18 protein-coding genes and 1 tRNA gene are annotated in these 24,364 nt (G+C 61.8%); 14 read left to right on the top strand and 5 right to left on the bottom strand.

Translation table 11 applies throughout. The features are described 5' to 3' along the window. Positions 1-11 precede the first annotated feature (11 nt). Positions 12-719: a glutathione S-transferase N-terminal domain-containing protein gene (locus NO932_RS07380; RefSeq protein ID WP_309210505.1), complete on the top strand. Its 708-nt coding sequence runs from the start codon at positions 12-14 to the stop codon at positions 717-719. 56 nt (positions 720-775) lie between these two features. Here NO932_RS07380 and NO932_RS07385 read toward each other — a convergent pair whose 3' ends face one another. Next, positions 776-979 carry a CsbD family protein gene (locus tag NO932_RS07385; RefSeq protein ID WP_309161715.1) on the bottom strand — a complete coding sequence of 68 codons (204 nt, stop codon included), beginning with the start codon at positions 977-979 and terminating at the stop codon, positions 776-778. 150 nt (positions 980-1,129) lie between these two features. Here NO932_RS07385 and NO932_RS07390 point away from each other — a divergent pair. The 10 genes from NO932_RS07390 to NO932_RS07435 all read left to right on the top strand — a co-directional run bounded on the left by NO932_RS07390 (position 1,130) and on the right by NO932_RS07435 (position 15,803). Beyond that, positions 1,130-1,219: transfer RNA gene (locus tag NO932_RS07390), tRNA-Ser, on the top strand. Between the two features lie 124 nt (positions 1,220-1,343). Beyond that, complete coding sequence (locus tag NO932_RS07395) at positions 1,344-2,333, top strand: LacI family DNA-binding transcriptional regulator (protein WP_309210507.1); 990 nt, start codon at positions 1,344-1,346, stop codon at positions 2,331-2,333. A gap of 211 nt (positions 2,334-2,544) precedes the next feature. Beyond that, complete coding sequence (locus NO932_RS07400; RefSeq protein ID WP_309210508.1) at positions 2,545-4,512, top strand: ABC transporter substrate-binding protein; 1,968 nt, start codon at positions 2,545-2,547, stop codon at positions 4,510-4,512. 72 nt (positions 4,513-4,584) lie between these two features. Next, positions 4,585-5,592 (top strand): ABC transporter permease, encoded by a 1,008-nt coding sequence (locus NO932_RS07405; RefSeq protein ID WP_309210509.1) that lies wholly within the window; start codon positions 4,585-4,587, stop codon positions 5,590-5,592. Continuing rightward, positions 5,589-6,761 (top strand): ABC transporter permease, encoded by a 1,173-nt coding sequence (locus NO932_RS07410; protein WP_309210510.1) that lies wholly within the window; start codon positions 5,589-5,591, stop codon positions 6,759-6,761. Before NO932_RS07405 ends, NO932_RS07410 begins: the two co-directional genes overlap by 4 nt. Beyond that, complete coding sequence (locus NO932_RS07415; RefSeq protein ID WP_309210511.1) at positions 6,751-8,829, top strand: ABC transporter ATP-binding protein; 2,079 nt, start codon at positions 6,751-6,753, stop codon at positions 8,827-8,829. Before NO932_RS07410 ends, NO932_RS07415 begins: the two co-directional genes overlap by 11 nt. Next, positions 8,829-10,208, top strand: a complete 1,380-nt coding sequence (locus NO932_RS07420; RefSeq protein WP_309210512.1) for a CehA/McbA family metallohydrolase — start codon at positions 8,829-8,831, stop codon at positions 10,206-10,208. Before NO932_RS07415 ends, NO932_RS07420 begins: the two co-directional genes overlap by 1 nt. Beyond that, positions 10,205-11,572, top strand: a complete 1,368-nt coding sequence (locus tag NO932_RS07425; RefSeq protein WP_309210513.1) for a CehA/McbA family metallohydrolase — start codon at positions 10,205-10,207, stop codon at positions 11,570-11,572. Before NO932_RS07420 ends, NO932_RS07425 begins: the two co-directional genes overlap by 4 nt. Positions 11,573-11,582: 10 nt before the next feature. Continuing rightward, positions 11,583-14,684 carry a glycoside hydrolase family 38 C-terminal domain-containing protein gene (locus NO932_RS07430; RefSeq protein WP_309210515.1) on the top strand — a complete coding sequence of 1,034 codons (3,102 nt, stop codon included), beginning with the start codon at positions 11,583-11,585 and terminating at the stop codon, positions 14,682-14,684. Between the two features lie 18 nt (positions 14,685-14,702). Then, the gene (locus NO932_RS07435; protein ID WP_309210516.1) at positions 14,703-15,803 is read left to right on the top strand and encodes a CehA/McbA family metallohydrolase; all 1,101 of its coding nucleotides are present in this window, start codon (positions 14,703-14,705) and stop codon (positions 15,801-15,803) included. 3 nt (positions 15,804-15,806) lie between these two features. Here NO932_RS07435 and NO932_RS07440 read toward each other — a convergent pair whose 3' ends face one another. After that, on the bottom strand, positions 15,807-18,140 hold the full coding sequence (locus tag NO932_RS07440) for a molybdopterin cofactor-binding domain-containing protein (protein ID WP_309210517.1): 2,334 nt from the start codon (positions 18,138-18,140) through the stop codon (positions 15,807-15,809). Positions 18,141-18,152: 12 nt separating this feature from the next. Next, positions 18,153-18,617: a 2Fe-2S iron-sulfur cluster-binding protein gene (locus NO932_RS07445; RefSeq protein ID WP_309210518.1), complete on the bottom strand. Its 465-nt coding sequence runs from the start codon at positions 18,615-18,617 to the stop codon at positions 18,153-18,155. 362 nt (positions 18,618-18,979) lie between these two features. Between NO932_RS07445 and NO932_RS07450 the strand changes: the two genes are divergently transcribed. Further along, the gene (locus NO932_RS07450) at positions 18,980-19,867 is read left to right on the top strand and encodes an AraC family transcriptional regulator (RefSeq protein ID WP_309210998.1); all 888 of its coding nucleotides are present in this window, start codon (positions 18,980-18,982) and stop codon (positions 19,865-19,867) included. A 29-nt stretch (positions 19,868-19,896) separates the two neighbouring features. Here NO932_RS07450 and NO932_RS07455 read toward each other — a convergent pair whose 3' ends face one another. Together NO932_RS07455 and NO932_RS07460 are read right to left on the bottom strand one after the other, a co-directional pair. Further along, positions 19,897-21,219: an NCS2 family permease gene (locus NO932_RS07455; RefSeq protein WP_309210520.1), complete on the bottom strand. Its 1,323-nt coding sequence runs from the start codon at positions 21,217-21,219 to the stop codon at positions 19,897-19,899. 97 nt (positions 21,220-21,316) lie between these two features. Beyond that, the gene (locus NO932_RS07460; protein WP_309210521.1) at positions 21,317-22,063 is read right to left on the bottom strand and encodes a copper homeostasis protein CutC; all 747 of its coding nucleotides are present in this window, start codon (positions 22,061-22,063) and stop codon (positions 21,317-21,319) included. Positions 22,064-22,313: 250 nt separating this feature from the next. On the opposite strand from NO932_RS07460, the gene NO932_RS07465 reads away from it, so the two are divergent. Then, positions 22,314-23,240: an SDR family oxidoreductase gene (locus NO932_RS07465; RefSeq protein WP_309210522.1), complete on the top strand. Its 927-nt coding sequence runs from the start codon at positions 22,314-22,316 to the stop codon at positions 23,238-23,240. A gap of 69 nt (positions 23,241-23,309) precedes the next feature. Next, a complete protein-coding gene (locus NO932_RS07470; protein WP_309210523.1) occupies positions 23,310-24,296 on the top strand; it encodes an XdhC family protein in 987 nt (328 codons plus the stop codon). Positions 24,297-24,364: the final 68 nt, after the last annotated feature.

A 24,364-nucleotide genomic window follows, 5' to 3' on the forward strand; every position in this document is an offset into this window, starting at 1 on the left:
AAGGAGTCGTCATGACTGAACAAACCAAGCCGATCGATCTTTATTATTTCCCCACGCCCAACGGGCACAAGATCTCGATCATGCTCGAAGAGCTTGGCGTGCCCTATACCGTCCATGCCATTCATATCGGCAAGGGTGATCAGTTCAAGCCAGAGTTTCTGGCCATCTCACCCAACAACAAGATCCCGGCAATCGTCGATCCGGAAGGCCCCGGCGGCGAGCCGATCTCGGTTTTTGAATCCGGCGCCATCCTAAAATACCTCGCCGAGAAGTTCGGCAGATTCTATCCGACCGATCCGCGGGCTCGCGTCAAAGTTGATGAGTGGCTGTTCTGGCAGATGGGCGGATTTGGCCCGATGCTCGGCCAGAACCATCATTTCAAGCAATACGCGCCGGAAAAGATCCAGTACGCCATCGATCGTTACGTCAATGAAACTCACCGCCTCTACGGCGTGCTGAACAAGCAGCTCGAGGGCAAGGATTATATTGCCGGCGACTACTCGATTGCCGACATGGCGACGCTGAGTTGGTCGCTCGGCTGGGAAAAGCAGGGCATGGATATTGCCGAATTTCCCAATGTTGCCGCTTGGCAGGAGCGCCTCAAGGCCCGTCCGGGCGTCCAACGCGGTCTCGCGGTGAAGTTGCCCGAAGATCAGACCATGAACCTGGCTGAAGACAAGGAAGCGCAGAAAGTGATGTTCAACCAGCGCGCTCGCTGATTCTGAACATAAAAAACGGCACCCGCGAGGGTGCCGTTTTTATCAGGAGGACCGGCTTACCAGCCGTTGCGATCGAACCACGAGTCGACGTCGCGGCGTGCATCTTCCTTGGATTTGCCGTAGCGTTCCTGGATCTTGCCTTCAAGTTGTTCGCGCTTGCCACCGATCTGATCGAGATCGTCGTCAGTGAGCTTGCCCCACTGCTCTTTCACCTTGCCGGTAAACTGCTTCCAGTTGCCTTCCATCTGATCGCGGTTCATCGTGTTTCTCCTTTTGATACCGTTACCGTGGAAACGGCTGAGCACTGTTGGAAGTTCCCGGCGGAGCTTTCTGCATCGTCCCCGGCATTTTCGTCGCGCTGGGCAAAAAGCCCTTGCACTCCCGTGACGTTCCGGGCTACCACCCGCCTCGGAGAGGTGGCCGAGTGGTCGAAGGCGCGCCCCTGCTAAGGGCGTAGGCGGGTAACTGTCTCGAGGGTTCGAATCCCTTCCTCTCCGCCATTGCCCTTTTCATCATTCCCATCCTAGGCGCTTGCAGCGCCGAAAGACGCTTCACCTTGACAGTGAGGTCGACTACCAGTGCCCATAAGCTGGGCCGGGCGGCCGATTCTGTGGGGAGGGTGCGTTGAAATCTGCGACAGCGAACGACGTTGCGCGATTGGCGGGTGTTTCCCGGTCTGCCGTGTCCCGCACATTTTCCGGCAACGGGTTCGTCTCAAGCGAAAAGCGCGAAAAAATCCTCAAGGCGGCCCAGCAACTCGACTATCGCCCCAACGCTATCGCCAGCAGCCTTGCCAGCCGGCAGAGCAATATGGTCGCGGTGATCATCAATAAACTCCCCGATGGTCGCTCGCCCTATTTCTACAATGCACTGATGAATGCGATTCAGGAGCAAGGCCTCTTGCCGCTCATGGTGATGGTCGAGCCGGGCGAGGATGGCATTCGTACGCTCAACAGGGCGGCGGCTTATCCTGTGCGGGGCATGGTGGTGATGGGTGACAGCGTACATCCCGCTGCAACCGGTAGTATTGTCTCCATGACGCGCCCAATCATTCTCAACGGTCAATGGACAGGTGACGACGAAGTCGACGCTGTCGTGATCGATCAGCGTCAGGGAATATCCGACATGGTTGCCGATCTCGCCGCCACCGGCCACCGCACCGTTGCTTTCATGGGGGGGCGTTCCACCGCCCTCATCGCCCGTGATCGGCGGAGCGCGCTGATCGATGCCATGGTGGCGCACGGATTGACGCTGGTTGCCGAGGGCAACGGCGATTTCAAATATGACCAGGCCCATGAAGAAGCCATAAGGATGTTCTCGGCCGGGAAATTGCCCGATGCGCTATTCTGCGCCAACGACATCATGGCTTTCGCGGCCATGGATGCGCTGCGTTACAAACTCGGGCGCAACGTGCCCGACGACATCAGTGTTATCGGCTATGATGACAACATCTCGGCGCGCTGGGGCGCCTATCAACTCTCCACGATCCGCCAAAGCTCCGACGATGTGATCGGTCAGATCCTCTCGCTGTTGACCGAACCACGCCAGCAGCCCGGTCAATTCCGGGTGCGGACCGAATACATACGTCGCACGACCGTAGCATTGCGGCGGTAAAACACGGCAAGACCTCCATAAATGGCCTCCACCAGCTCGCGTCACACGCGTGAGCAAGTGGACGCGCGTGCAGTTTTCAAAACGCTATCATACGAGCGTAATGAAGTTGTCATGGGGGAGATACAAAACGCACATATGCAAGCGCGTGCACAATGATTGGCGCGCCGATCATCGTTTCCGCCCTCCATGGCAATAAAAGTGGGATGCCATCATGAACCTTCTCAACAAGCGCCTGAACGCTCTGGCGGGTACCGTGGCTTTGGTCATGGCCGCTTCGCCCGCGCTCGCGCAAACCTGCAACGCGTATTCGGAAGCCCCGCAGCTCGCAGAAGCCGTGGCAGCGGGCGAACTGCCGCCGGTCGAAGAGCGTTTGCCGCTCGAGCCGCTCGTCCTCACCCCGGCCGAACAGATCGGCGTTTATGGCGGCGATCTCATCGACACCAACGGCGGCAGCCGCCTGGCGGAGTTCCGCCACTATGGCTATGAGCCGCTGGTGCGCTGGTCGGTGGACGGTTCGGAAGTAGTCCCCAACGTTGCCAAGGGCTGGGACGTCTCCGAGGATGCGACCACATACACGTTCCACCTGCGTGAGGGCATGAAGTGGTCCGATGGGGAAGACTTCACGGCTGACGACATCGTCTTCTGGTGGGAGCGGGTCGAAACCAACACCGACATCAACGAATCTCCGCGTGGGATGTTCGTCGTCGATGGCGAACTCGCGACCGTCACTGCCATCGACGACTATACGGTCGAATTCAAATGGTCCAACCCCAACGGTCTGTTCCTCAACGACCTGGCGACTTCCTATGGCCAGCGCGTCGTTCAGTTCGCCGAGCACTACGTTTCCCAGTTCGATCGCGATCTCAACCCCGAGGGCGTGGCCCAGATGATGGAAGAGGCCGGCGCGACCGACTACACCACCTGGTGGCGCGATACCGTGGGTACGTACGGCATGCAGTCCGAATACAACAATCCGGACCGTCCCCATATCCATGCGTGGCTCCCCACCGAGCCGTTCCTGGGCAAGGAGCGCTTCACCTTCGAGCGCAATCCGTATTTCTTCAAGGTCGATACCGAGTGCAACCAGCTCCCCTACATCGACACGCGCACCTGGGTACTGGTTCAGGATTCAGAGGTTCAGCTTGCCATGTCGCTCTCGGGCCAGGTCGACATCAGCCAGGTCAATATCTCCAATCCTTCAAACCGGGCGATCTTCTTCGAGAACCAGGAGCAGGGTGATTATCGCCTGATCTCGGCGGAAAGCGCCGACATGAACACCGCATACTTCATGTTTGCGCTGAACCATCCCGATCCGTTCAAGGCTTCGGTCTATCAGAACAAGGATTTCCGCATCGGCCTGTCGCTGGCCATCAATCGGCCGGAGATTATCGACGTCGTCTATCTCGGCCAGGGACGTCCTTATCAGGTCGCTCCCCGCCCGAACTCGCCTTTTTACGACGAGCAGTTGGCAACGCAGTACACCGAGTACGACGTCGCACTTGCGAACGAACATCTCGACGAGGTGCTGCCGGAAAAGAACGCCGAGGGCATGCGCCTCGATGAGAATGGAGAGCCTTTCCAGATCGTGATTTCAGTCAATGAAGGCTTCCGTTCCGATTGGGTCGATATGGCTCTCCTGGTGGAAAGCTATTGGGAAGCGGTGGGTATCGACGTGGTGGTCGATGTCGTTGCCGACGAGGTCTATGAACAGCGTAGCACCGCTCCGAACCGCGACCTTAATCTCTGGATCGCCGAAAACGGTTCGGGCAGCCTCCCGCTGATGGCCACGCACGTTTTCCTCGGTGGCCCCGGCATGGCAGGCAATTGGGATGCCTGGGAGCTCTGGTACAACCAGGAGCGCGGGCTGGTTAACCGCGGATCCGACGTTGCCGGCGATGTCGAGCCCATCGAGCCTCCGACCGAGGTGATCGAGCTTCTCGATGCTGCCAATTCCATCGCCACGACGGCGGGCGAAGAACAGGCCGAGCGCATGCACGAATATCTCGACATGGTCGCCGAGTTCTTCCCCACCGTCGGTATAGCGCTGCCCGAAGGCAACTACCGCGCCGTCAAGAATAATCTGCGCAATCTGCCCGAACCGCTGATCGAGGGGTGGCTCTATCCGGGCATCGCTCCGGCCAATTTCTCGACCTTCTATTTCGAGCCCGACCAGCAGTAGGCACCAGCCTCCAATCCAAACGGGAGCGGGCCTTGATTTCGGGGCCCGCTCGGCACTGCAAGAACCGGTATCATGGCTGAATTCTTCCTCCGGCGGCTGGTGCTGATGATCTTTACGGTCATCGCGATCAGCATCGTCTCATACGCGATTATCGCCCTGCCGCCGGGGGACTATGTGGACAAGGTGGTTGCCGACGCGCGCAAGGTCGGTGACGTGATGACCGCCAGCGAGATCGACGCGCTGCGCACGCAATTGGGTCTCGATCGCAGCCTGCCCGAGCAATACCTCTCCTGGATATGGGGGATCGTGACCCGGGGCGATTTCGGGCGCTCCTTCTTCTGGGAAGTGCCGGTCTCCGAAATCATCTGGCAGCGCTTGGGTATGACGACGCTGCTTTCGGTGTTGACCTTGGTGTTTATCTGGGTCGTCGCCATTCCGATCGGCATTTATTCGGCCGTCAAGAAGTACTCGCTGGGCGATTATGTGTTCACGACCGCGGGCTTCATCGGCCTCGCCATTCCCAATTTTCTCCTGGCACTGATCCTGCTCTACATCTCATTTCGATATATGGGGCAAAGTGTTGGCGGCCTTTTTTCACCCGAATATGTCAATGCGCCCTGGTCGCTGGGCAAGGTGCTCGACCTCATCAGCCACCTTTGGATACCCATGGTGGTTCTGGGCACCGCCGGTACAGCGAGCGTGATCCGGACAATTCGCGCTAATCTGCTCGACGAGTTGCACAAGCCCTACGTGCTCACCGCCCGCGCCAAGGGTTTGGAGGAGCGTCGCCTGACGCTCAAATACCCCGTGCGCTATTCGCTCAACCCCTTCGTGAGCGGCCTCAACGATATCTTCGTCACCATCATTTCGGGCGAAACCATCGTCGCCGTGGTCCTGGGCCTGCAAACGACAGGCCCGCTGCTGCTCGACGCGTTGCGCGGTCAGGACATGTACCTGGCGGCCACCCTCATCATGTTTCTAAGCTTTCTCGCTGTTCTGGGCACGCTGTTCTCCGACGTGCTGCTTATGGCGCTTGATCCTCGCATTCGTCGCCAGGCTCGAGAGGGAGAAGTGCTATGACCGCGTCACACCCTCAGATGCCCTCTGCGCCGCAAGCCGTGCGGACGATACCCGAAACACGGACCGCAACGGCCGATGCGATCGATCGCGCCAGCTACGGCGCCCTCGTCTGGCGTCGGTTCAAACGCCACAAGCTGGGCGTGTTCGGCGCTGCCCTGACGATACTGATCTATCTGGTGGCACTGTTCTGCGAATTCATCGCCACGGGTGATCCGGAGCAGTTCTCGCCCACAGCGCTCTATACGCCGCCACAGATGGTCCGCCTTTTCGTCGAGAATCCCGAGGGCGGCATGCGGTTCCAGCCCCATGTTCTGGGCTATTCCTCTACGGTCGATTACAACACCGGCCAGCGCATCTACGAAGCGGATCCCGAAAAGATCATAGAGATCGGCTTCTTCGTACAGGGCGATCCTTACCGGCTCTGGGGCCTTTTCGAGATGGATCGGCACCTGCTGGGCGCAGTCGATCCCAACCAAACCGTGTACTTTTTCGGTTCCGACCGGTTGGGGCGCGATGTTTTCAGCCGCACTGTCTATGCAACGCGTGTTTCGATGACCATCGGGCTGATCGGGGTCGGTCTGAGCCTGTTCCTCGGCATCATCATCGGCGGTGCTTCGGGCTATTTCGGCGGCTGGGCCGATGTGGGCATTCAGCGCGTCATCGAGTTTCTACAGTCGCTTCCGGCCATTCCGCTCTGGATCGGCCTGGCCGCGGCGATTCCGCCCACGGTGCCCCCGATGCAGACCTATTTCATGATCACCGTGATCCTTTCGGTGCTCGGCTGGACAGGTCTGGCTCGCATCGTGCGCGGTAAATTCATGCAGCTCAAGAACGAGGAGTTCGTGATCGCCGCCCGTGTCGATGGCTGCAAGCCCTCGCGCATCATCATGCGGCACATGGTGCCCAATTTTCTAAGTCACATCATCGCTGCGGTGACCCTCGCCATACCGGGGATGATCATTGCCGAAACCGCGCTGAGTTTTTTGGGCATTGGCCTGCGCCAGCCGGTGGTGAGTTGGGGCGTGCTGCTGCAGGAAGCACAGAACCTGCGTTCGATCGCCGCTGCGCCATGGTTGTTCGCGCCGGGCGGAGCGGTAGTCGTCGCCGTGCTGGCCCTCAATTTCTTCGGCGACGGCCTGCGCGATGCAGGAGATCCCCATGCAAACTGACCTGCTCATGTCCTTAAAGGACGTTTCAATTTCTTTCGTTCAGGACGGCCGGCAGACCCAGGCGCTCAACAAGGTGAGCTTCGATATTCCGCGCGGCAAGACGGTTTGCCTCGTTGGGGAGTCCGGGTGTGGGAAATCGCTGACGGCGCGCTCCATCCTGCGCATCCTTGACAACAACGCCCGCATCGATGGGGGCGCGATCACATTCGAAAGCGCCAACGGCGTCGTCGATCTCGCCTCTCTTCCCGATAAGGGCCAGCAATTGCGGGCCATTCGCGGCAACGAGATCACCATGATTTTCCAGGAGCCGATGTCGGCCATGTCGGTCTACCACACGATCGGCGATCAGATCATCGAGGGCATCTGCCAGCACTCGTCGATGAGCAAGGGCCAGGCGCGGGCGCGTGCCCTCGAAGTGCTGGAGGCTGTCGGCATGCCTGACGCCGAGGCTCGGCTCGATGCCTATACGTTTGAACTCTCCGGCGGACAACGCCAGCGTGCCATGATCGCCATGGCGCTCGCCAACAATCCGCAATTGCTGATCGCCGACGAGCCGACCACCGCGCTCGACGTCACGACCCAGGCCGTAACTCTCGAATTGATGCGCGACCTGCAGGACCGGTTCGGCATGTCCATTTTGTTCATTACCCATGATCTGGGTGTTGTTGCCGACATCGCCGACGAAGTCGTCGTCATGTATTTGGGCGAGGTGGTCGAACGCGGCCCGGTCGAGCAGATATTCAATCGCCCACGGCATCCTTACACGCGCGCACTGCTCAAGGCCGCCCCGCATTATGATCAGCGTCACGGCGAGCGGCTGCCGGTGATTCCGGGCACGGTGCCGGCCCTTTGGCAGCGCCCCGCAGGATGCGTATTCTCCACCCGCTGCGCCTATTTCGAGCCCGGCAGTTGCGATGCGATCCGCCCGCCCATGATGCCAGGGGAAACGCAATCGCGGTGCGTCTTCACCGCTGACGAACTCGATGCGCGCAAGCCGTTGCCGGTGGCGGTGGAGGCTGAGATCGTTCCTTTCGCGCGCCCGCCGGTCGACGGCACGGTCTTCGAAGCCGAAGCGATCACCAAGCATTTCGTCAAGAAATCGGGGCTGTTCAAGCGCAAGACCAAAACCATCGAGGCTGTTTCGGACGTTTCGCTCACCTTGCGCGGTGGCGAAACGCTGGGGCTGGTCGGGGAGTCCGGTTGCGGCAAGTCCACGCTGGGCTTCACCCTGGCTGGCTTGCACGAGCCGACGGGCGGTTCCATCCGCCTCAAGCGGGATGGCAGCCTGGTTGACGTGACCGACATTTCCGAAGCCGAGCGGCGGTCGGTCTGGCGAGATCTGCGGATCGTGTTCCAGGATCCGTTCGCATCCCTCAACCCCCGCATGAGCGTTTTCGACATCGTTGCCGAACCGCTCAGGGCAGGTCCGCAACCGGTGACGGATCGCCATGAACTGGCCCGGCGCGTCAACGAAACCTTGGCGCGGGTAGGGCTCGATCCCGCATTGGGAGATCGCTACCCGCATGCCTTTTCCGGTGGCCAGCGCCAGCGGATCGGCATTGCGCGAGCCCTCGTGCCCAACCCCAGGATCATCATTGCCGACGAGCCGGTTTCAGCGCTTGACGTCTCGGTCCAGGCCCAGATCCTCAACCTGTTCCGCGATCTGCAGCGCGAGTTTTCGCTCACTTATCTTTTCGTTTCCCACGATCTCAACGTCGTCTCCAACATCGCCGATCGGGTGGCGGTGATGTATGCCGGCCGCATCGTGGAACTGGCCGATACGACCGATATCTACAATCGGCCGCAACATCCCTACACGGCGGCTCTGCTCAGCGCGGTGCTGACTCCCGAATACGGGCACAAGCGTTCCGGCCGGCAGCGTCTACGCGGGCATCCGCCCAATCCGGCCGACCTGCCACCCGGTTGCGCCTTCGCCGCCCGTTGTCCTTTCGCCACCGACCTTTGCCGCTCGGTTGCGCCGGAGTTGACCACCGATCCGCAGGGCCGGCTGGCAGCCTGTCACCGCAAGGACGAGTTGAACCTCGAAGGCCTGCAGGAAACCGCCTGATGCGTATCAGCCAGACTGGACTATCGCTGCTCACCGGCAGCGAGGACATCGCGCATGTCCGCATCACGCGCTCCGACCAGGAGGCGAGCGCCTATTTCTATGTGCCGCTCGACTTGGGCGAAGCGGTGGAGGCGATCACTGTCGACCTGCAGTATCCAAAGGGCCCCGGCTGCATCATTGATCTGGGCGCATTCGACCCTCGCGTAACCGAATATCCCACCACGGCAGGGTTTCGCGGCTGGAGCGGGGGCGCACGATCGCAATTTTCCATTGCAGCGGATGCGGCAACTCCCGGCTATGTGGCTGGTCCGCTTCAAGCCGGACGCTGGCTGATCGTCCTGGGGCTCTACAAAATCCCCTCCGAGACCGTCGAGGTCACCCTTGCGGCACGCGCGCTGAGGACCGGCCCGCTCGCCAGGCCTCAACCGGCGCCCACCGCGTCTACCCCGCGCGGCATCGGCTGGTATCGCGGCGATTGCCATAGCCACACCTTCCACAGCGACGCCAAGGGAAGTCCCGAACTGCTGCACCGGACGGCGCGGAAAGCGGGTCTCGATTTCCTCTTCATCACCGACCACAACACCACAACGGCCTGGACGGCTTATTTCGAGACCGCCTCCAGCCCCGATCTTGTCTTCATTCCCGGCGTGGAGATCACGACGGCGGACGGGCACGCCAATGTCCTGGGCGCCGACGAGTGGATCGATTTCCGGCTTGAAGGCGATGCCGATATCGCGGCCCTGGAGGACGCGGCTCGGGCGCGCGGCGCGCTGCTGACGGTCAACCACGACAAGCCGCCGATCCCCTGGCGCTATCGCTGGCCGGCAGTCGACTGCATGGAGGTTTGGCACCAGGAATGGGCCGACGGCAACAGCGGTCTCGGTGCCCGCTATGATGCTCTTTTGCGTCAGGGCCTGAAGATCACGGCGATCGGAGGCAGTGACTATCATCAAGCCGCCGAAGTTCGCCTGGGCGGCCCCCGCAGTCTTGGCTCGCCCACGACCGTCATTCATGCCGAACGGCTCGACCGCCAGGGCGTGATCGCCGCCCTGCGGTCCGGACTGGCCTACATCACCGAGACGCCCGACGGCCCCCATCTGGAAATTTCGTCCAATGGTACGCCGATGGGAGGAACCTGCGCCCAATCGGACGGCGCCGACCTCCGGATCGTCGCGCGCGGGGCAGGGGGCGACCTCCTGCAGCTCATCGGCGATCACGGCGTTTTCGTACAGCTGCCGATCGATGCCGACGATTGGGACTACCAGATACCTCTCCCCTCGGGTCTGCGCTTCGTCCGTGCCCAGATCATGTCCGGCGCTCCAGATCCTCGCTGCCGCGCACTCTCCAACCCCCTCTATTTTCAAGCAGCTTCACGATGAGCATCGTCTTCGAAGGGCTCCTCACGCTCGATACTATGTCGTCCCATGTGCCCCACACGTTTACCCTGCCGCCGGGTGTCGAAACGCTCCGGGCAAGGTTCACCCACAGCCCGACCCATCCGGGCGTCGGCGATATTCCCCATCAGATATCGGTGTCCCTCTATGGACCGGCCGGGCCGCGTGGAACACGCCACAACAATGTGGACCAGAGTGTCTGGATTTCGACCCGCCAAGCCTCTCCCGGCATTGTTCCAGGCGCGCCCGAACCGGGAACATGGCAGATCGAGATCGATGTGCATCGCATTCTTCCCCCGGGCCATGTCAGCTATCGGCTTGAGATCGACTGGGCGCAAACGGAGACCTTCCAGCCAGTCGATCCCCTCGTTCCGCTCACTGGCCAACGTCGGCGCGGACCCGGCTGGTATCGCGGTGACCTTCACGGCCATACCATCCACTCCGACGGCCAGCTCAGCGTCGCTGAATATCTCCAATACGCGGTCGAACGCGGATATGATTTCGTCGCTCTAACCGACCACAACACGGTTACAGGGCTCCCCGAGCTCGACAGGCGTGCCGGCGAGGCGATCACCATCATCGGCGGCACCGAACTCACCACCTATAACGGTCACGCACTCGTTTTGGGCACGCGCGAACTCGTCGATTGGCGCGTGCGTGATGGCGAAACCATGAGCGGGCGTGCCGAAGCTCTCACCGATGAGGGAAAACTCTTCGTCATCGCTCATCCAAAAGCCGAAGGTCATCCGTTCTGCACCGGCTGCCGCTGGGCGTTTTCCGACCTGATGCCGGGACCGGCCCGGCATATCGAGGTATGGAACCGTTTTTGGTCCGAGCGGACCCACAATGAAGAGAGCGTCTACCTCTTCTACCGCTGGCTCAACGCCGGTTATCGGATGGTGGCAACCGCCGGCACCGACACCCATCGCCGCGCCGCCACTGGCGGGCGCATTGCGGCCAATGTGGTTTATGCGCTCGACAATACCCAGGACGAAATTCTCGCCGGAATCCGCGCCGGCCGCAGCTTTATTTCCAGCGGTCCCGAGCTCAAGCTTTCGGCGCAGGGCGCCGATGGCGGCAAGGCGGGAATGGGGCAGGCCATGGCCGCGGGGCGGCTAACGCTGCGCTGCGATTGGGCCGGCGCCGGAGAGGACGGCCTTGTCGCCGGACTGATCCGGCGCGGACGGCGCATCGAGAGTTGGACTTGCGGAGAAGCCGGGGCGGGTACTTTCGAGGTCGAGGCCGAAGATGGCGATTGGTTCGTATGCGAGCTGCGCGACCGGACAGCTGGGCTCCACGCCATCACCAATCCCATACATGTCGGCACGGTCCCCGATATCTGGCGCTAGGAGGGTCACAATGCTGCGTATCAACAAGATCGACCACACACTGGCGACGCTTCGTAGCCGGATTTTCACCCCGCTCGATACGCCGGTTGCGCTAAAGTTCCTCGCCGGCACCGCCGATGATCGCCCCCGCGCTCTCAGTGGCGACACTGAGGATTGGCGCCAGGTCACGGGCGATCTCGCCTGGGGCGAGCCCGACGCCTATTTCTGGTTTGCCGGCAGCGTCACCATTCCAGAGGAGGCACAAGGCAGGCGGGTGTTCCTCCACGTGGACGCCCAGTTCGGCTCGATGATGGGCCGTTCGGATCCGCAATGCCTCGTCAGGGTCGACGGCAAGCTGGCCCAGGGCGTCGACGGCAACCATCGCGAACTGCTGCTCACCGAACACGCGACCACCGGCACCCGCTACGAGATCATGATCGAGGCTGGAACCATCGAAGATCGCCGTCAGGTGGGGTTCGGCTGTCGGCTGATGGTGCACGACGCGCTGTCCGAGCAGGTCTACTACGACCTGCGCGCGCCCATGGATGTTGCGCGCCTCCTGGCCGATGACGATCCCCGAAAGCCGTTTCTGATAAACACCATCGACGCCGCTTTGGCCGTGATCGATTTCCGGCCCGGCCCCGAGCGCTTCGCCCGATCGCTCGAGGCGGCACGGGACATGGCGCGCACGATCTACGAGGCCGCCGATTTCGAGGACAAGCCGGTCATTACCGTCACCGGCCATACCCACATCGACGTTGCCTGGCTGTGGCGGATGCGCGAAACGCGTCAGAAGATGGCGCGCTCCATGTCCACGGCGCTGGCCCTGATGGAGCAGTATCCGGACTACCGCTTCATGTACAATCAGGGAGTGCTGCTCGATCACCTGAAGGCTGATTACCCCGAACTGTTCGAGCGTCTTTCCGGCGCCGTGGCGAGAGGACAGTTCGAGATTGAGGGCGCGTTGTGGCTCGAGCCTGACGCGAATATCACCAGCGGCGAGTCCTTCGTGCGCCACATCATGCACGGCGTAAACTATCACGAGCAGACCTTCGGGGTGCGCCCGCGCATCATGTGGCTGCCCGACACCTTCGGCTATTCCGCCGCATTGCCGCAAATCATGCGCCTCTCCGGCCTCGATGTGTTCGTCACTCATAAGATGAGCTGGAACGACACCAACAAGATGCCCAGCGATACCTTCTTCTGGCAGGGCATCGACGGGTCCAGCGTCGCGGCATATTTCCTCACCGCCCAGCCCTATGACGCCAAATCCATCAACACGACCTACGGCCCCGATCTCAAGCCGTCCCACGTGATGGGCACATGGCGGCGTTATGGACAAAAGGACGCCATTTCCGAGCTGTTCCTCGTCTATGGCCATGGCGATGGCGGAGGTGGCCCAACCCGCGAGATGCTTGAAAACATACGCCGCATGGAGCGCGGCATTCCGGGGCTGCCGACGGTGCGGCATGGGCATATGCGCCCATTCTTCGAGCGCCTTCTGGCGCGCATGGAAAAAGAACCGGAGCGCTTCCCCCATTGGGTGGGTGAACTCTATCTCGAATTCCACCGCGGCACGCTCACATCCATCGCCAAGAACAAGCGCAGCAACCGGCTTGCCGAAACCGCGATGCGCGAGATCGAGGCGCTGGCAACGCTCGCCACCGTCGCCAAGGGAAATCCCTATCCGCAGCAGCGGCTGCACGCACTCTGGCGTGTCGTGCTGCTCAACCAGTTCCACGACATTCTGCCCGGCTCTTCCATCGGCCCGGTCTACGACGATAGCGACGTGGACTATGCCTGGTTCTTCGACGAGATCGAAAGCCTCAGGACTGAACTCGCCGCCCAGTTGAGCGGGGAGGGCGCCATGGTGTTCAACGTCCTGCCGCGTCCACGTTCAGGCCTGCTCACCTGGTCCGGCGATCGGTCGGCCACAGCTACCATTGGCGAATATAGCGCCGCCAGCCAGACGCTCGTCCGCGCCGACGGATCGTATGAGCAGGCAGTCCCGGTCCGTGACCTGCCGCCCACCGGCGTGGTTCCGGTCTCCCTGAACCCAGGGGAGGCCGGGCAAGTCAGTGATGAACTCTCCGTTTCTACCGGCCATCTCGAAAACGCCTTTCTCAAGGTACTCTTCGACACGCGCGGTCGGATCACCTCGATTCTCGACAAACGCTCGGGCCGTGAAGTCGTAAAGCCCGGCCAGCTTGCCAATCGGCTTCAGGCTTTCCGGGATATGCCGCCGCAATACGACGCCTGGGATATCGATCCGGGGTTCGAGGACCAGAGTTGGGATATCGACGAGTTGGTCTCCGCCGAGGTGGTCGAGACCGGACCCTATCGGGCCGCCGTGCGGTTTGAGTGGGCTTATGAAGCCTCGCGCATCGTGCAGGTGGTGGCGCTGGAAGCCGGCGCGGACCAGATCGACATCGACGGGTTCATCGATTGGCGCGAGCACCACACTCTGGTCAAAGCGGCGTTCCCCCTCGATGTGGTGGCTGACGCTACGACCGCGGAAATCCAGTTCGGCCATGTGCGCCGCCCGACACACCGCAATACGTCCTGGGATCAGGCGCGGTTTGAAACACTGATGCATCGTTGGGTGGATATTGCCGAACCCGGCTTCGGTGTCGCGCTCCTCAACGATTGCAAATATGGCTATGACGCCAAGGGCACGACGCTGCGTCTGACCCTGCTTCGCTCACCCACCTTTCCGTGGGCCGAGGCCGACCAGGGCGAGCACCGCTTCCGCTATGCCATCCTCGTTCATCGCGGCACCCTCGCCGGAGAGGGGGTTCCGGCTAAAGCCGAAGAGTTCAACCTTCCGCTTCGGCTGATCGGCACTCCGGGCGAAATAGCCGTCTCCGGCGAAAGTCTTCTGGCGCTGGAGGGTACCGGCTGCACCGTCGAAAGCATCAAGATCGCCGAGACAGGTACGGACGTCATAGCGAGAGTCTGGGAAACGCACGGCGCCTACACGCACGCCCGGCTCACCTTGCCTCGGGGTTTCATGGCCGCTGTCGAAACCGACCTTCTCGAGCGCAATCCTGTCCCCTTGCCGATGACCAACGGCATCCTCGAACTCGACCTCTCTCCCTTCCAGATCCGCACGATCCGGCTCTCCCGCATCTGAACCGCCCAAGAGACTTCCATGACCGAACCACTCCAGTCCTCAGCACGCCCCGATACATCCAACGCCGGTGGGGTCTGGCTCAAGGGCGATTGGCATATGCACTCCCATCACAGCCTCGATTCCTCGAACAACCCGCCGGCAAAGATCATCGCCTTCGCTGAACGGATGGGGTTCGACTATCTCGCCATCACCGATCATGACGTGCATGTCCTGGGCAACGTCGCGGCCAATACATGGGCCGATCCGGGCTTCAAATCCGATCGTCTGATGCTGTTTTATGGCGCCGAACTCACCGCGGCGCGCGGGCATATCAACATCTTCTCGCCCGAACCTTATGACCACCAGCGCCTGTTCGATGCCCGCGACGCGCGCGACTGGGATCTGCGGGAGGTAAAGCGCGCGTTGGGGGTTCACATGTCGGCCAACCATCCCAGCACCAAGAACCATTACGGCTTTTCCTTCGACCTCGCGGATTCGATCGAGGTTTGGAATACCAGCGTCTGGCCCAAGAACGTTCCGGCTCTGCGGATCTGGGACGACATGCTGAAATCGGGCCGCATGCTGGGCGCGAGAGGCGGCAGCGATTCCCATCACGGCACGCCCGTGGGCGAAGAAGTGGAGACGCCGCTTACCATCGAAGCGAGCTACAACTATGTGGGCACGCCGACCACCTGGATATATGCGCGCGAGCGCAGCAAATCGGCCATCCTCGAAGCGTTGGTAGCCGGGCGCGCGTCAATCAGCGCCAATCCCTTCAACCCTCGTGTCGAACTTCACGCTTGTTCCGAGGATGGCCGGCTGATGATGGGTGACAACGCCCCTTCGGACGGCCGGCCGGTCGAGTTTGAAATCGCCCTCGCCGGCGAGCCGATGGCGGGAGTGCAATACCGGGCCCATGTCATCAAGAACCGTGAGCCGCTATGCACCGTCCTCACCGACCCGCAAACCGGCCTTGCGCGTTTCATCGATATCCCCGAGGTCGGCATGCGGAGCTATTACCGCGTGGAAATCTACGGCCCGCAGACGCCCTATCCGCAAGTCCCGTTCTCCATGGCGCAAAGCGGCGATACGGTCGCGCTCTCCAACCCCATCTATTTCAATTACGACCCGCAGTTCTGAGCCTCAGACCGCCTGCGCCGGCTCCTGCCGCAGCATCGTGCGCGTTCGCCCTGCGCTGGTCGTCTCAGTGACCGCCAGCGGCAGCGAGCGCAATCGTCTGCCGGTGGCGGCATAAATCGCATTGGCAACGGCGGGGGCGACCGGGATGACACCAGGCTCCCCGGCGCCGCCCGGAGGAAGATCGCTCGGCATGATTTCAACGACAATTTCCGGTGCGTTTGCAATTCGCAGCATCGGGAAATCGTGGAAGTTCGATTGAACCACTGCGCCGCCCTCGATCGTGATGGTGTTCATCAAGGTCGCCGAAAGGCCATAGATAATGCTGCCTTCCATCTGCGCCGCCACCGCGTCCGGATTAACCACGGTGCCCGCATCGACCGCGCAGAATATGCGGTCGACAGTGATCTCGCCGTCATCGGCAACCGTCACTTCGGCCACCTGGGCCACAACGCTCTGATAGGCTTCTTCAATGGCGATACCGCGCCCGCGACCCGGCTCCATGGCCTCACCCCAACCCGAGAGCGCTGCCACGCGGTCGAGCATGGCAAGGTGACGCGGGCTTTCGCGCAGGAGCGCGCGCCGGTACTCGAGTGGATCGGTTCCCGCGGCGAACGCGCATTCGTCCACAAAGGACTCGGCAAAGAAAGTCCCGAACGAGTACCCGTTCGAACGCCAGAACATCAGTGGCATATGGCTGGGCACATGCACGCTGCGCACGCGCCGGTTCGGAAAGCTGTAATAGGCCTTGTCCAACCCTTCCGCCGAGAACCGGTCTCCATGCGGACTCGCTCCATTACCGATAGGCATGTTGCGGCTGGAAAACGATTGCATCAGCGACTGCGCGGCGACCAGCGCATCGTACGCGACCGGTAGGCCATCCGTCCCCAGAAATGCCCGCATACGACCACTAGCGTGGCTGCGGAACATGCCGCGGCTGATATCCTGCTCGCGTGGCCACAACAGTTTCACCGGCCGTCCCCGGTGCCGCGCCGCAAGAAAGGCGGCCTGGCAGATGACGTCCATGTCGCTGCGGCGCCCGAAGGCACCTCCGTTCATGGTGATATGAGGAGCAACCGAAGAAACGCTGATCCCCGCCCATCCGGCTCCTCGTTCCACACCCCAGCTTATGGTCGTGGGCGATTGCGATGGAACCCAGCCTTCGGCCGAGCCGTCCTCGCGGATGAGGACAGTGGCGTTCATCGATTCCATGCAAGCATGGGTTACGAACGGAACGCTGTATTCGGCCTCCACGATGCGCTCTCCTCCATCGGTGAGAGCCCCCTCAACGTCTCCTTCAGCAAGGTGCTGGTGCGGATCTTCGGCATCGAGCCCCGATTGCAGGGCGTCGCTGAGTTGCGCGCTATCCACGCCGTCGGCTTGGGTGGTCGTCCATTCGATCTCCAGGCTGCGCGCTGCCGACTCGGCCTGCCACCAGGAGTCCGCGACGACGCCAACGCTTTCTTCGTTGATTATAGCCACGTCGCGAATGCCTTCTCGGGCGCGGATGTCGGCTTCATTGACCACGCGCACGACATGTGCGCCGGGCACCGGAGCCTGCCGGAGAGAGGCGTGGAGCATGTCGGACAGCACAACATCCATGCCGAACACCGGTTCGCCTCTGACCTTGGCGGGTATGTCGACACGCTGCTGACGCCTGCCGATCACTCTCCAGGCGGAAGCTGGCTTGAGTTCTGGATTATCTGGAGGCGTCAGCAATGCGGCCGCGCTGGCGAGTTCGCCATAGGGGACGATGCGCCCCGACGCCTCGTGCCGTACGGTGCCATCGGCAGTCGAGAGCTCTTCCGCGGGCACGCCCAGCCGATCGGCGGCGGCAGCGATCAGCATGTGCCGCGCCGATGCTCCGGCCAGCCGCATGGGAACCCAAAGCCCCATGGTGGAGTTCGAGCCGCTCGTGTTGTTGAGCCCGATCAAGCCGATGACACGTTGAGCAACCCATTGCACGGGATTGGGCGGATCTTCGGGCCGCATCTGAAGCGGGCCGGTATAGTTGGAATAAACCGGCAGGTTCTCGACAGCGTGCTCGACGGTGATCCGTTCGTCGAACGGGATATCCAGTTCCTCGGCAACCAGCATGGCGAGCCCGGTATGGATGCCTTGCCCCATTTCGGTTCGCGGCGATTGGACCGTCACCCGCCCGTCATTGTGGATGGTGACGAAGGCGTTGAAGACGGCGCGCTCGCCATCCACGAACCCATCGGGGCCGTTCAGATCGACACTGGCGAGGAGACCTGTTCCACCCACCGCTGCGACCAGCGCGGTGCCGCCAAGGGCGGCGCCGGTAAAGAGAAAGGCGCGCCGGGACAAAAGACGAGGCATGGATCGTACTCCTCAGGCCTGAGCCCGCGCGGCCGCGGCGCGATGGATGGCGCGGCGAATGCGGGGATAGGTGCCGCAGCGGCAGATATTGGAAATCGCCTCGTCGATATCGGCGTCGGTGGGCTGTGGTATGCTATCGAGAAGAGCCGTGGCGGCAATGATGAAGCCGGGTTGGCAGAAGCCGCATTGCGGAACCTGCTCGTCGATCCAGGCCTGCTGCACATCCGAGAGCGTCCCGTCCGGGCGGGTGAGCCCTTCGATCGTGACCACGCTCGCTCCGGTAACAGCGCCGAGCGGGGTCACGCAGGAGGGGGTGGATTCACCGTCGATGAGCACGCGACAAGCGCCGCATTGAGCAATGCCGCAGCCGTATTTCGGGCCAAGCAGCCCGAGGTCCTCGCGAAGCACCCATAAAAGTGGCTTGTTCTCATCGGCATCGATGTCCATGCGAGAGCCGTTGACAGTGAGCGATACCATGCAACCTCGCTAAATTTGCATTACATAAGGGCGCGTCTAATCGCCCCGCGAAACGATCACGGGAATTAGGGCGTGAGAGTATTTGGAAAATAGAGGGGTATTTCGGGATAAATTCGCAACATAATGATATGTTGCTTACTTTCGTGTGATATTATTTGATGAATACTGTAAGTCTCTTGACTTGCGATCGTATTCTGTCATTCTGATTGTCGGCTTGGTTCGGTTTGACATCATCAAGCTACAGGGAAAGCCGCATGTTCAGAATGCCCGAAACGTCAAGAAACTTGCCTGATCCTGCAAACGACGTTGTAGATGATCGTGGTCCCTTCGCGGCCCCCGTGGATCGCGCGCATTCTGCGCTCATGACGGCGGCGAATGCCTTTGTTGACGCTCGCGGCGGCGATCAGGGCCATTTTCAAACAGCGATCGACGGTGTGATCATTCTCCGCTCCTTCCAGGAAATGGAGCGCCGCTACCGGCTCTATAATCCCGCGCTGTGCGTCGTCCTCCAGGGCGCCAAGCAGATTCAGTTCGGGGACGAGGTCCTCGACTACAAGACGATGCAGTGCCTGGTCGTCAGCGTGCAGCTTCCGGCCGGTGGCCGCATCGTCCAGGCGAGCAGGGACGTACCCTTTCTCAGCATCACCATTGATTTCGACGTTGCGATGCTGCGTGAGGTCATGGCGCAGATGGATCTGCCGCAGGTCAAACCCAGTGATGCCGGGCCACGTCCCTTCGTTGCCGATGTCGATGAGCCGTTGGCCGACTGCATCCTGCGTCTGATCCGGATGCTCGATACGCCGAAGGCGATTCCGATCCTCTATCCGTCTGTGATGCGAGAGATCTGTTATTGGCTGTTGAGCGGTTCGCATGGCGCCCAATTGCGCCAATTGGCCTTGCCGGAAACCCATACCGAGCGGCTGGTGAACGCCATCTATTTCCTGCGTGCCAACTTTACCCAGACGCTGCGCATCGAGCAGTTGGCCGAAACTGCGCGGATGAGCGTTTCATCGTTTCATCAGCACTTCAAGGCGCTGACCTCGATGACCCCGCTTCAATATCAAAAGCAGCTTCGCCTGCTCGAAGCGAGACGCCTGATGGTGGCCGCTGGGGCCAATGTCGCGGACGCCGCCTATCAGGTCGGCTATGAGAGCGCCTCCCAGTTCAGCCGGGAATATTCGCGCATGTTCGGCGTTGCCCCCAAGCGCGATGCAATGAGCCTGAAGGCCTTGTCGGCCTATATGCGGTAGGAGCGTCCCGAGGGACGCTCCTTTCCGGTTCAGATAATCGCCAGCATGACGGCGAACACCAGCGCCAGTCCCCAGACGGCGGGGGTGAGTTCGGAGAGCCGTCCCGCCAGTGCCTTGACGAGGACATAGGTGATAAAGCCGATACCGATGCCCGTCGCGATCGAATAGGTGAGGGGCATGCTGATCGCTACCGCCGCCGCCGGAGCCGCTTCGGTGAGGTCGTCCCAATTGATTTCGGAAAGACCGCGCGCCATGACGACCGCAACGAAGAACAACGCCGCTGCCGTCGCATAGGTCGGTATCGAGCCGGCGAGCGGCGAAAAGAACAGCGCGAGCGCGAAACAGATCGCCGTCACCACCGAAGCCAGCCCGGTCCTGCCGCCGGCCGCGACGCCCGCCGCGCTTTCCACATAGCTGGTCGTATTGGAGGTGCCCACCAGCGCGCCCAGCGTGGTTGCCGTCGAGTCTGCCAAAAGCGCCTGACGCATGCGCGGCAGTTTGCCGTCCTTGTCGAGAAGTCCGCCGCGATGGGCGACCCCCACCAGGGTTCCGGCCGTGTCGAAAAGGTCGACAAACAGCATCGACAGCACGACGATCCAGAACGTGCCTTCCGCGATGCGTCCGAAATCCATGGCGAAAATGGTTTCGGAGGGATTGGGCGGCATGGAAACCACGCCCGAGAACTGGGCCACGCCGAACGGAATGCCCAGCACGGCAACAATGAGAATGCCGATGATGGTCGCGCCCGGCACGTTGCGGAAGTTCAGCGCCGCGATCAGCGCAAAACCCAGGATCGCCAGGATCACCGCCGGCGACATGAAGTCACCCGACGTAAGCAGCGTTGAGGGGTGGTCGACGATCACGCCCGCATTGGAGAGCGCGATAATGCCCAGGAAGAAGCCGATACCGGCGGATATCGCCAGCTTGAGCGTCATCGGAATGGAGTTGATGACGTATTCGCGGATCGGCAGCAAGCTCAAGATCATGAACAGCACGCCCGAAAGGAAGACGCATGCCAGCGCTTCCTGCCAGCTATAGCCGTAGGTGATCACCACCGTGAAAGCGAAAAACGCATTGAGCCCCATGCCGGGGGCCTGTGCTATGGGCAGATTGGCGTAGAGCCCCATGATCAGCGTGCCGATGACAGCGGCGACGCAGGTCGCAACGAAGACCGGCCCGAACGGCATACCGGCTTCTGAAAGCACAGCGGGATTGACGAAGACGATGTAGGCCATGGTCAGGAACGTGGTGAGGCCCGCCAGCACCTCCGTCCGCACCGTTGTGCCGTGCTCGGCCAGTTTGAAATACGATTCCAGGACACCACCGCCCCGGCTTGCAGCTTGATCGCTCATAATGACAGCCCCTTACCCTTAGGATAGCGAATTGCATCCATCAGAACGAACGAGGGAGCCGTTCAAGTCAATAGAAGCGCTCGCTTGCCCACAGGCCTTACGGCGCTGAGGCTTGTCCGGTGCTCAGTTCACTCAATATGGCCTTTAGCGCAGCGACAGCTTGGGTATCGGTGGTTTTGAATGTCGCAGGCATGAAACCGAGCTCGGCGAGACGCTGGTCATCGGCCATGCGCTGCGTGCTGCCCGAAGCATGAATCTCGCATATGCCCAGCCGCGTTACGATCTCCGCCGCGTTGGTGGCCGTGATCCCCGAGCCCGGCATGATGGCGATGCGTTGCCCGGCATGGGAAACGATCTGCTTTAACGCGTCGAGCCCGGCAATGACCGTTCCCGCCCCGCCCGAAGTCAATATTCGTTCAAAGCCCAATGAAGCAGCCAGATCCACAGCCTGGGCGAAATCGGGCACGAGATCGAAGGCACGGTGCAATGTGAGCCCCAGCCCGTCAGCATGGCGGACCAGCCTTTCGAGCACCAGGGCGTCAAGGCGCCCATCGGTGTCGCTCGCCCCCAAAACCACTCCCGCAAGCCCGGCGGATCGCGCGTAGTCGATCTCCACGAGCATCTGGTCGACCTCGGCAGGAGAAAAGACGAAGCTGCCGGCGCGCGGGCGGATCATGACGTAGGCTGGGACGGCGCGTTGCGCCGCAGCCGCCATGAGCCCTGCGGAGGGCGTGAGGCCACCGACGGCCAGCGCCGAACACAATTCGATCCGATCGGCTCCCCCCGCAATGGCCCGATCGAGCCCCCCAACATCATCGACGCAAATTTCAAGAGTGATGGTCATGGGGTGCCTGGGCTGCAATTCCGCGTAAAGACCTGAACCATAGTGGTGGCGCAGGGAAAAAGCGACAGGCCGAGATATCGCCGCCACTCTTCGCGGATCGAGCAAAAACAGGCCGGAAAACCCAGGTAGGCGGGATGAGCTTGCGAACAGAATTGTAGGATCAGGCAAGTTTTCTGCGAGTTCCGGCATGTCCTGCAATCCTGCCATATGGTTCGTTGCACCAACCGGACGTTCGGAAAGGACAGCGTTGATGGCAAGGTGGACAGGATCGGATATTCCCTCTCAGACGGGGCGCACGGCGGTTGTAACGGGGACGGGCGGCCTGGGCTTTGAGGATGCGCTGGCATTGGCGCGTGCCGGAGGTGAGGTTATCATCGCCGGGCGCAATCCGCAGAAGGGAGCTCAGGCGGTCGAGCAAATTCGCGCTCAGGTGCCTTCGGCCAATGTGAGATTCGAGCAGCTCGACCTGGCCAGCCTCAAATCAGTGCAAGATTTCGCAGCAAGATTGTCCCGGCAGCGCGACAGTCTGGATCTGCTGATCAACAATGCCGGCGTGATGGTGCCGCCCACCAGGCAGGAAACATCCGACCGGTTCGAACTGCAGCTCGGCACCAACTATCTCGGCCACTTCGCGCTCACGGCGCGCCTGCTGCCGCTGCTGCGCAAGGGCAGCGCGCCTCGCGTGGTCACGCTTTCGAGCGTCGCCGCCCGTCAGGGTCAGATTGATTTCGACGATCTGCAGAGCGCCAAGGGCTACAATCCGATGCGCGCCTACAGCCAATCCAAACTCGCCTGCCTGATGTTCGCATTCGAACTCCAGCGGCGCAGCGATGCGGGCCAATGGGGTATCACCAGCGTTGCCGCCCACCCCGGCATCTCGCGCACCGAACTCCTCTACAACGCGCCCGGACGCTGGAGTTTGACGGGCCTTACGCGCTCCCTTCTCTGGTTCCTGTTCCAGCCGCCCGCCCAGGGAGCGCTGCCCACGCTCTATGCCGCCACGGCTCCCGATGCCGAAGGCGGTGCTTATTACGGTCCCAACGGCATAGGCGAGACGCGCGGCTACCCCGCACCGTCCCGAGTTCCCCAGCAAGCCACCGACCGGTCCGTCGCCGCCCGCCTTTGGGACGTTTCCGAGAAGATCACCGATACCGCGTTCCAGGCGGAACGGACCTAATAGGGCAGGGCGCCAGCCTTGACGAACGGCGCCATAAACCTACTAATCGAGCGAGCACTGGAGGAATCTGTGACCGCATCGGTAGAATTGCCACTGACCCCGCTTCGCATGGGCCTGGCCGATCTGGAGGAAGCGCCACTCGCCTGGCTGCTCGATCACGCCCGCACTGGCATGGCTGGCGCTCTGGTCACCATCGTGGGCATCGATGGCGGCGCCCCGCGTCCCGTGGGCACGCAAATGGCTGTGCTGGCCGATGGCCGGTTTGAAGGTCAGATTTCCGGCGGCTGTGTTGAACCCGCCATCGCGGCCGAGGTCATGGCGGTGATCGCCGCCGGCAGGGACGCGATCCTCAGATTTGGCCGTGGCGCCAAGGCCATCGATATCCAGTTCCCCTGCGGCGGTGGGGTCGATGTGCTCGTCCACACCGCGCCGGACCCGGCAATTCTCCAGCGCGCGCTCACCCTCATTGCGGAACGCCGCCCGTTCGCATTGGTCCAGCATCCCAATGGCGGCCGCACCGATATCGCCGCTGATCCTAACGCGATGACAGGCTGGCACGAAGGCGCATTCCGGCGCCGGTTTGCCCCAAAAACCCGCGCCCTGCTGATCGGTCGCGGCCAGGAGCTCGAAGCGACGGCCCGCACGGCCCACGCCGCCGGTCTCGATCTTCACGTCGCCAGCCCCGCGCCCGAGAGCCTGGCCGCGCTGGCGCCGTTGGGCGTCCCCATGACGGCCCTTACCAGCCCCGAGCAGAACTGGTTGCCCCCCATCGATCCTTGGACCGCAACCGTCCTTCTCTTCCACGATCACGATTGGGAGCTCCGCGTGCTGCAAAAGGCGCTGGCCGCCGACGGCTTCTATATCGGTGCCCTCGGCAGTCCCAAGACCCATCGCCAGCGCCGCGAAAAGCTCCTGGCTCACGGCGTCGCGGAAGCTGAGTTGGAGAGGATCAAAGGCCCCGTAGGGCTCATCTCGCCGGCCCGCGATCCGGGCACGCTCGCCATTTCCATCCTCGCGGAAATCGCGCAGGAGCGCGCCCTCCGGCCCGCCCTCTGATGCCCCCCAGGATCGGGTTGGCCATCCTTGCCGCCGGCTTGTCGCGGCGATTTGGCCCCCAGGACAAG

This window comes from Pelagibacterium sp. 26DY04 (assembly GCF_031202305.1).
Classification (GTDB): Bacteria; Pseudomonadota; Alphaproteobacteria; order Rhizobiales; family Devosiaceae; genus Pelagibacterium.

What these genes read in the sequence shown, in the direction of transcription:
- NO932_RS07380 (WP_309210505.1), top strand. Translation starts at nt 12, where the DNA reads ATGACTGAACAAACCAAGCCGATCGATCTTTATTATTTCCCCACGCCC.
- NO932_RS07385 (WP_309161715.1), bottom strand. Translation starts at nt 979, where the DNA reads ATGAACCGCGATCAGATGGAAGGCAACTGGAAGCAGTTTACCGGCAAG.
- NO932_RS07400 (WP_309210508.1), top strand. Translation starts at nt 2,545, where the DNA reads ATGAACCTTCTCAACAAGCGCCTGAACGCTCTGGCGGGTACCGTGGCT.
- NO932_RS07405 (WP_309210509.1), top strand. Translation starts at nt 4,585, where the DNA reads ATGGCTGAATTCTTCCTCCGGCGGCTGGTGCTGATGATCTTTACGGTC.
- NO932_RS07410 (WP_309210510.1), top strand. Translation starts at nt 5,589, where the DNA reads ATGACCGCGTCACACCCTCAGATGCCCTCTGCGCCGCAAGCCGTGCGG.
- NO932_RS07415 (WP_309210511.1), top strand. Translation starts at nt 6,751, where the DNA reads ATGCAAACTGACCTGCTCATGTCCTTAAAGGACGTTTCAATTTCTTTC.
- NO932_RS07420 (WP_309210512.1), top strand. Translation starts at nt 8,829, where the DNA reads ATGCGTATCAGCCAGACTGGACTATCGCTGCTCACCGGCAGCGAGGAC.
- NO932_RS07425 (WP_309210513.1), top strand. Translation starts at nt 10,205, where the DNA reads ATGAGCATCGTCTTCGAAGGGCTCCTCACGCTCGATACTATGTCGTCC.
- NO932_RS07430 (WP_309210515.1), top strand. Translation starts at nt 11,583, where the DNA reads ATGCTGCGTATCAACAAGATCGACCACACACTGGCGACGCTTCGTAGC.
- NO932_RS07435 (WP_309210516.1), top strand. Translation starts at nt 14,703, where the DNA reads ATGACCGAACCACTCCAGTCCTCAGCACGCCCCGATACATCCAACGCC.
- NO932_RS07440 (WP_309210517.1), bottom strand. Translation starts at nt 18,140, where the DNA reads ATGCCTCGTCTTTTGTCCCGGCGCGCCTTTCTCTTTACCGGCGCCGCC.
- NO932_RS07445 (WP_309210518.1), bottom strand. Translation starts at nt 18,617, where the DNA reads ATGGTATCGCTCACTGTCAACGGCTCTCGCATGGACATCGATGCCGAT.
- NO932_RS07450 (WP_309210998.1), top strand. Translation starts at nt 18,980, where the DNA reads ATGACGGCGGCGAATGCCTTTGTTGACGCTCGCGGCGGCGATCAGGGC.
- NO932_RS07455 (WP_309210520.1), bottom strand. Translation starts at nt 21,219, where the DNA reads ATGAGCGATCAAGCTGCAAGCCGGGGCGGTGGTGTCCTGGAATCGTAT.
- NO932_RS07460 (WP_309210521.1), bottom strand. Translation starts at nt 22,063, where the DNA reads ATGACCATCACTCTTGAAATTTGCGTCGATGATGTTGGGGGGCTCGAT.
- NO932_RS07465 (WP_309210522.1), top strand. Translation starts at nt 22,314, where the DNA reads ATGGCAAGGTGGACAGGATCGGATATTCCCTCTCAGACGGGGCGCACG.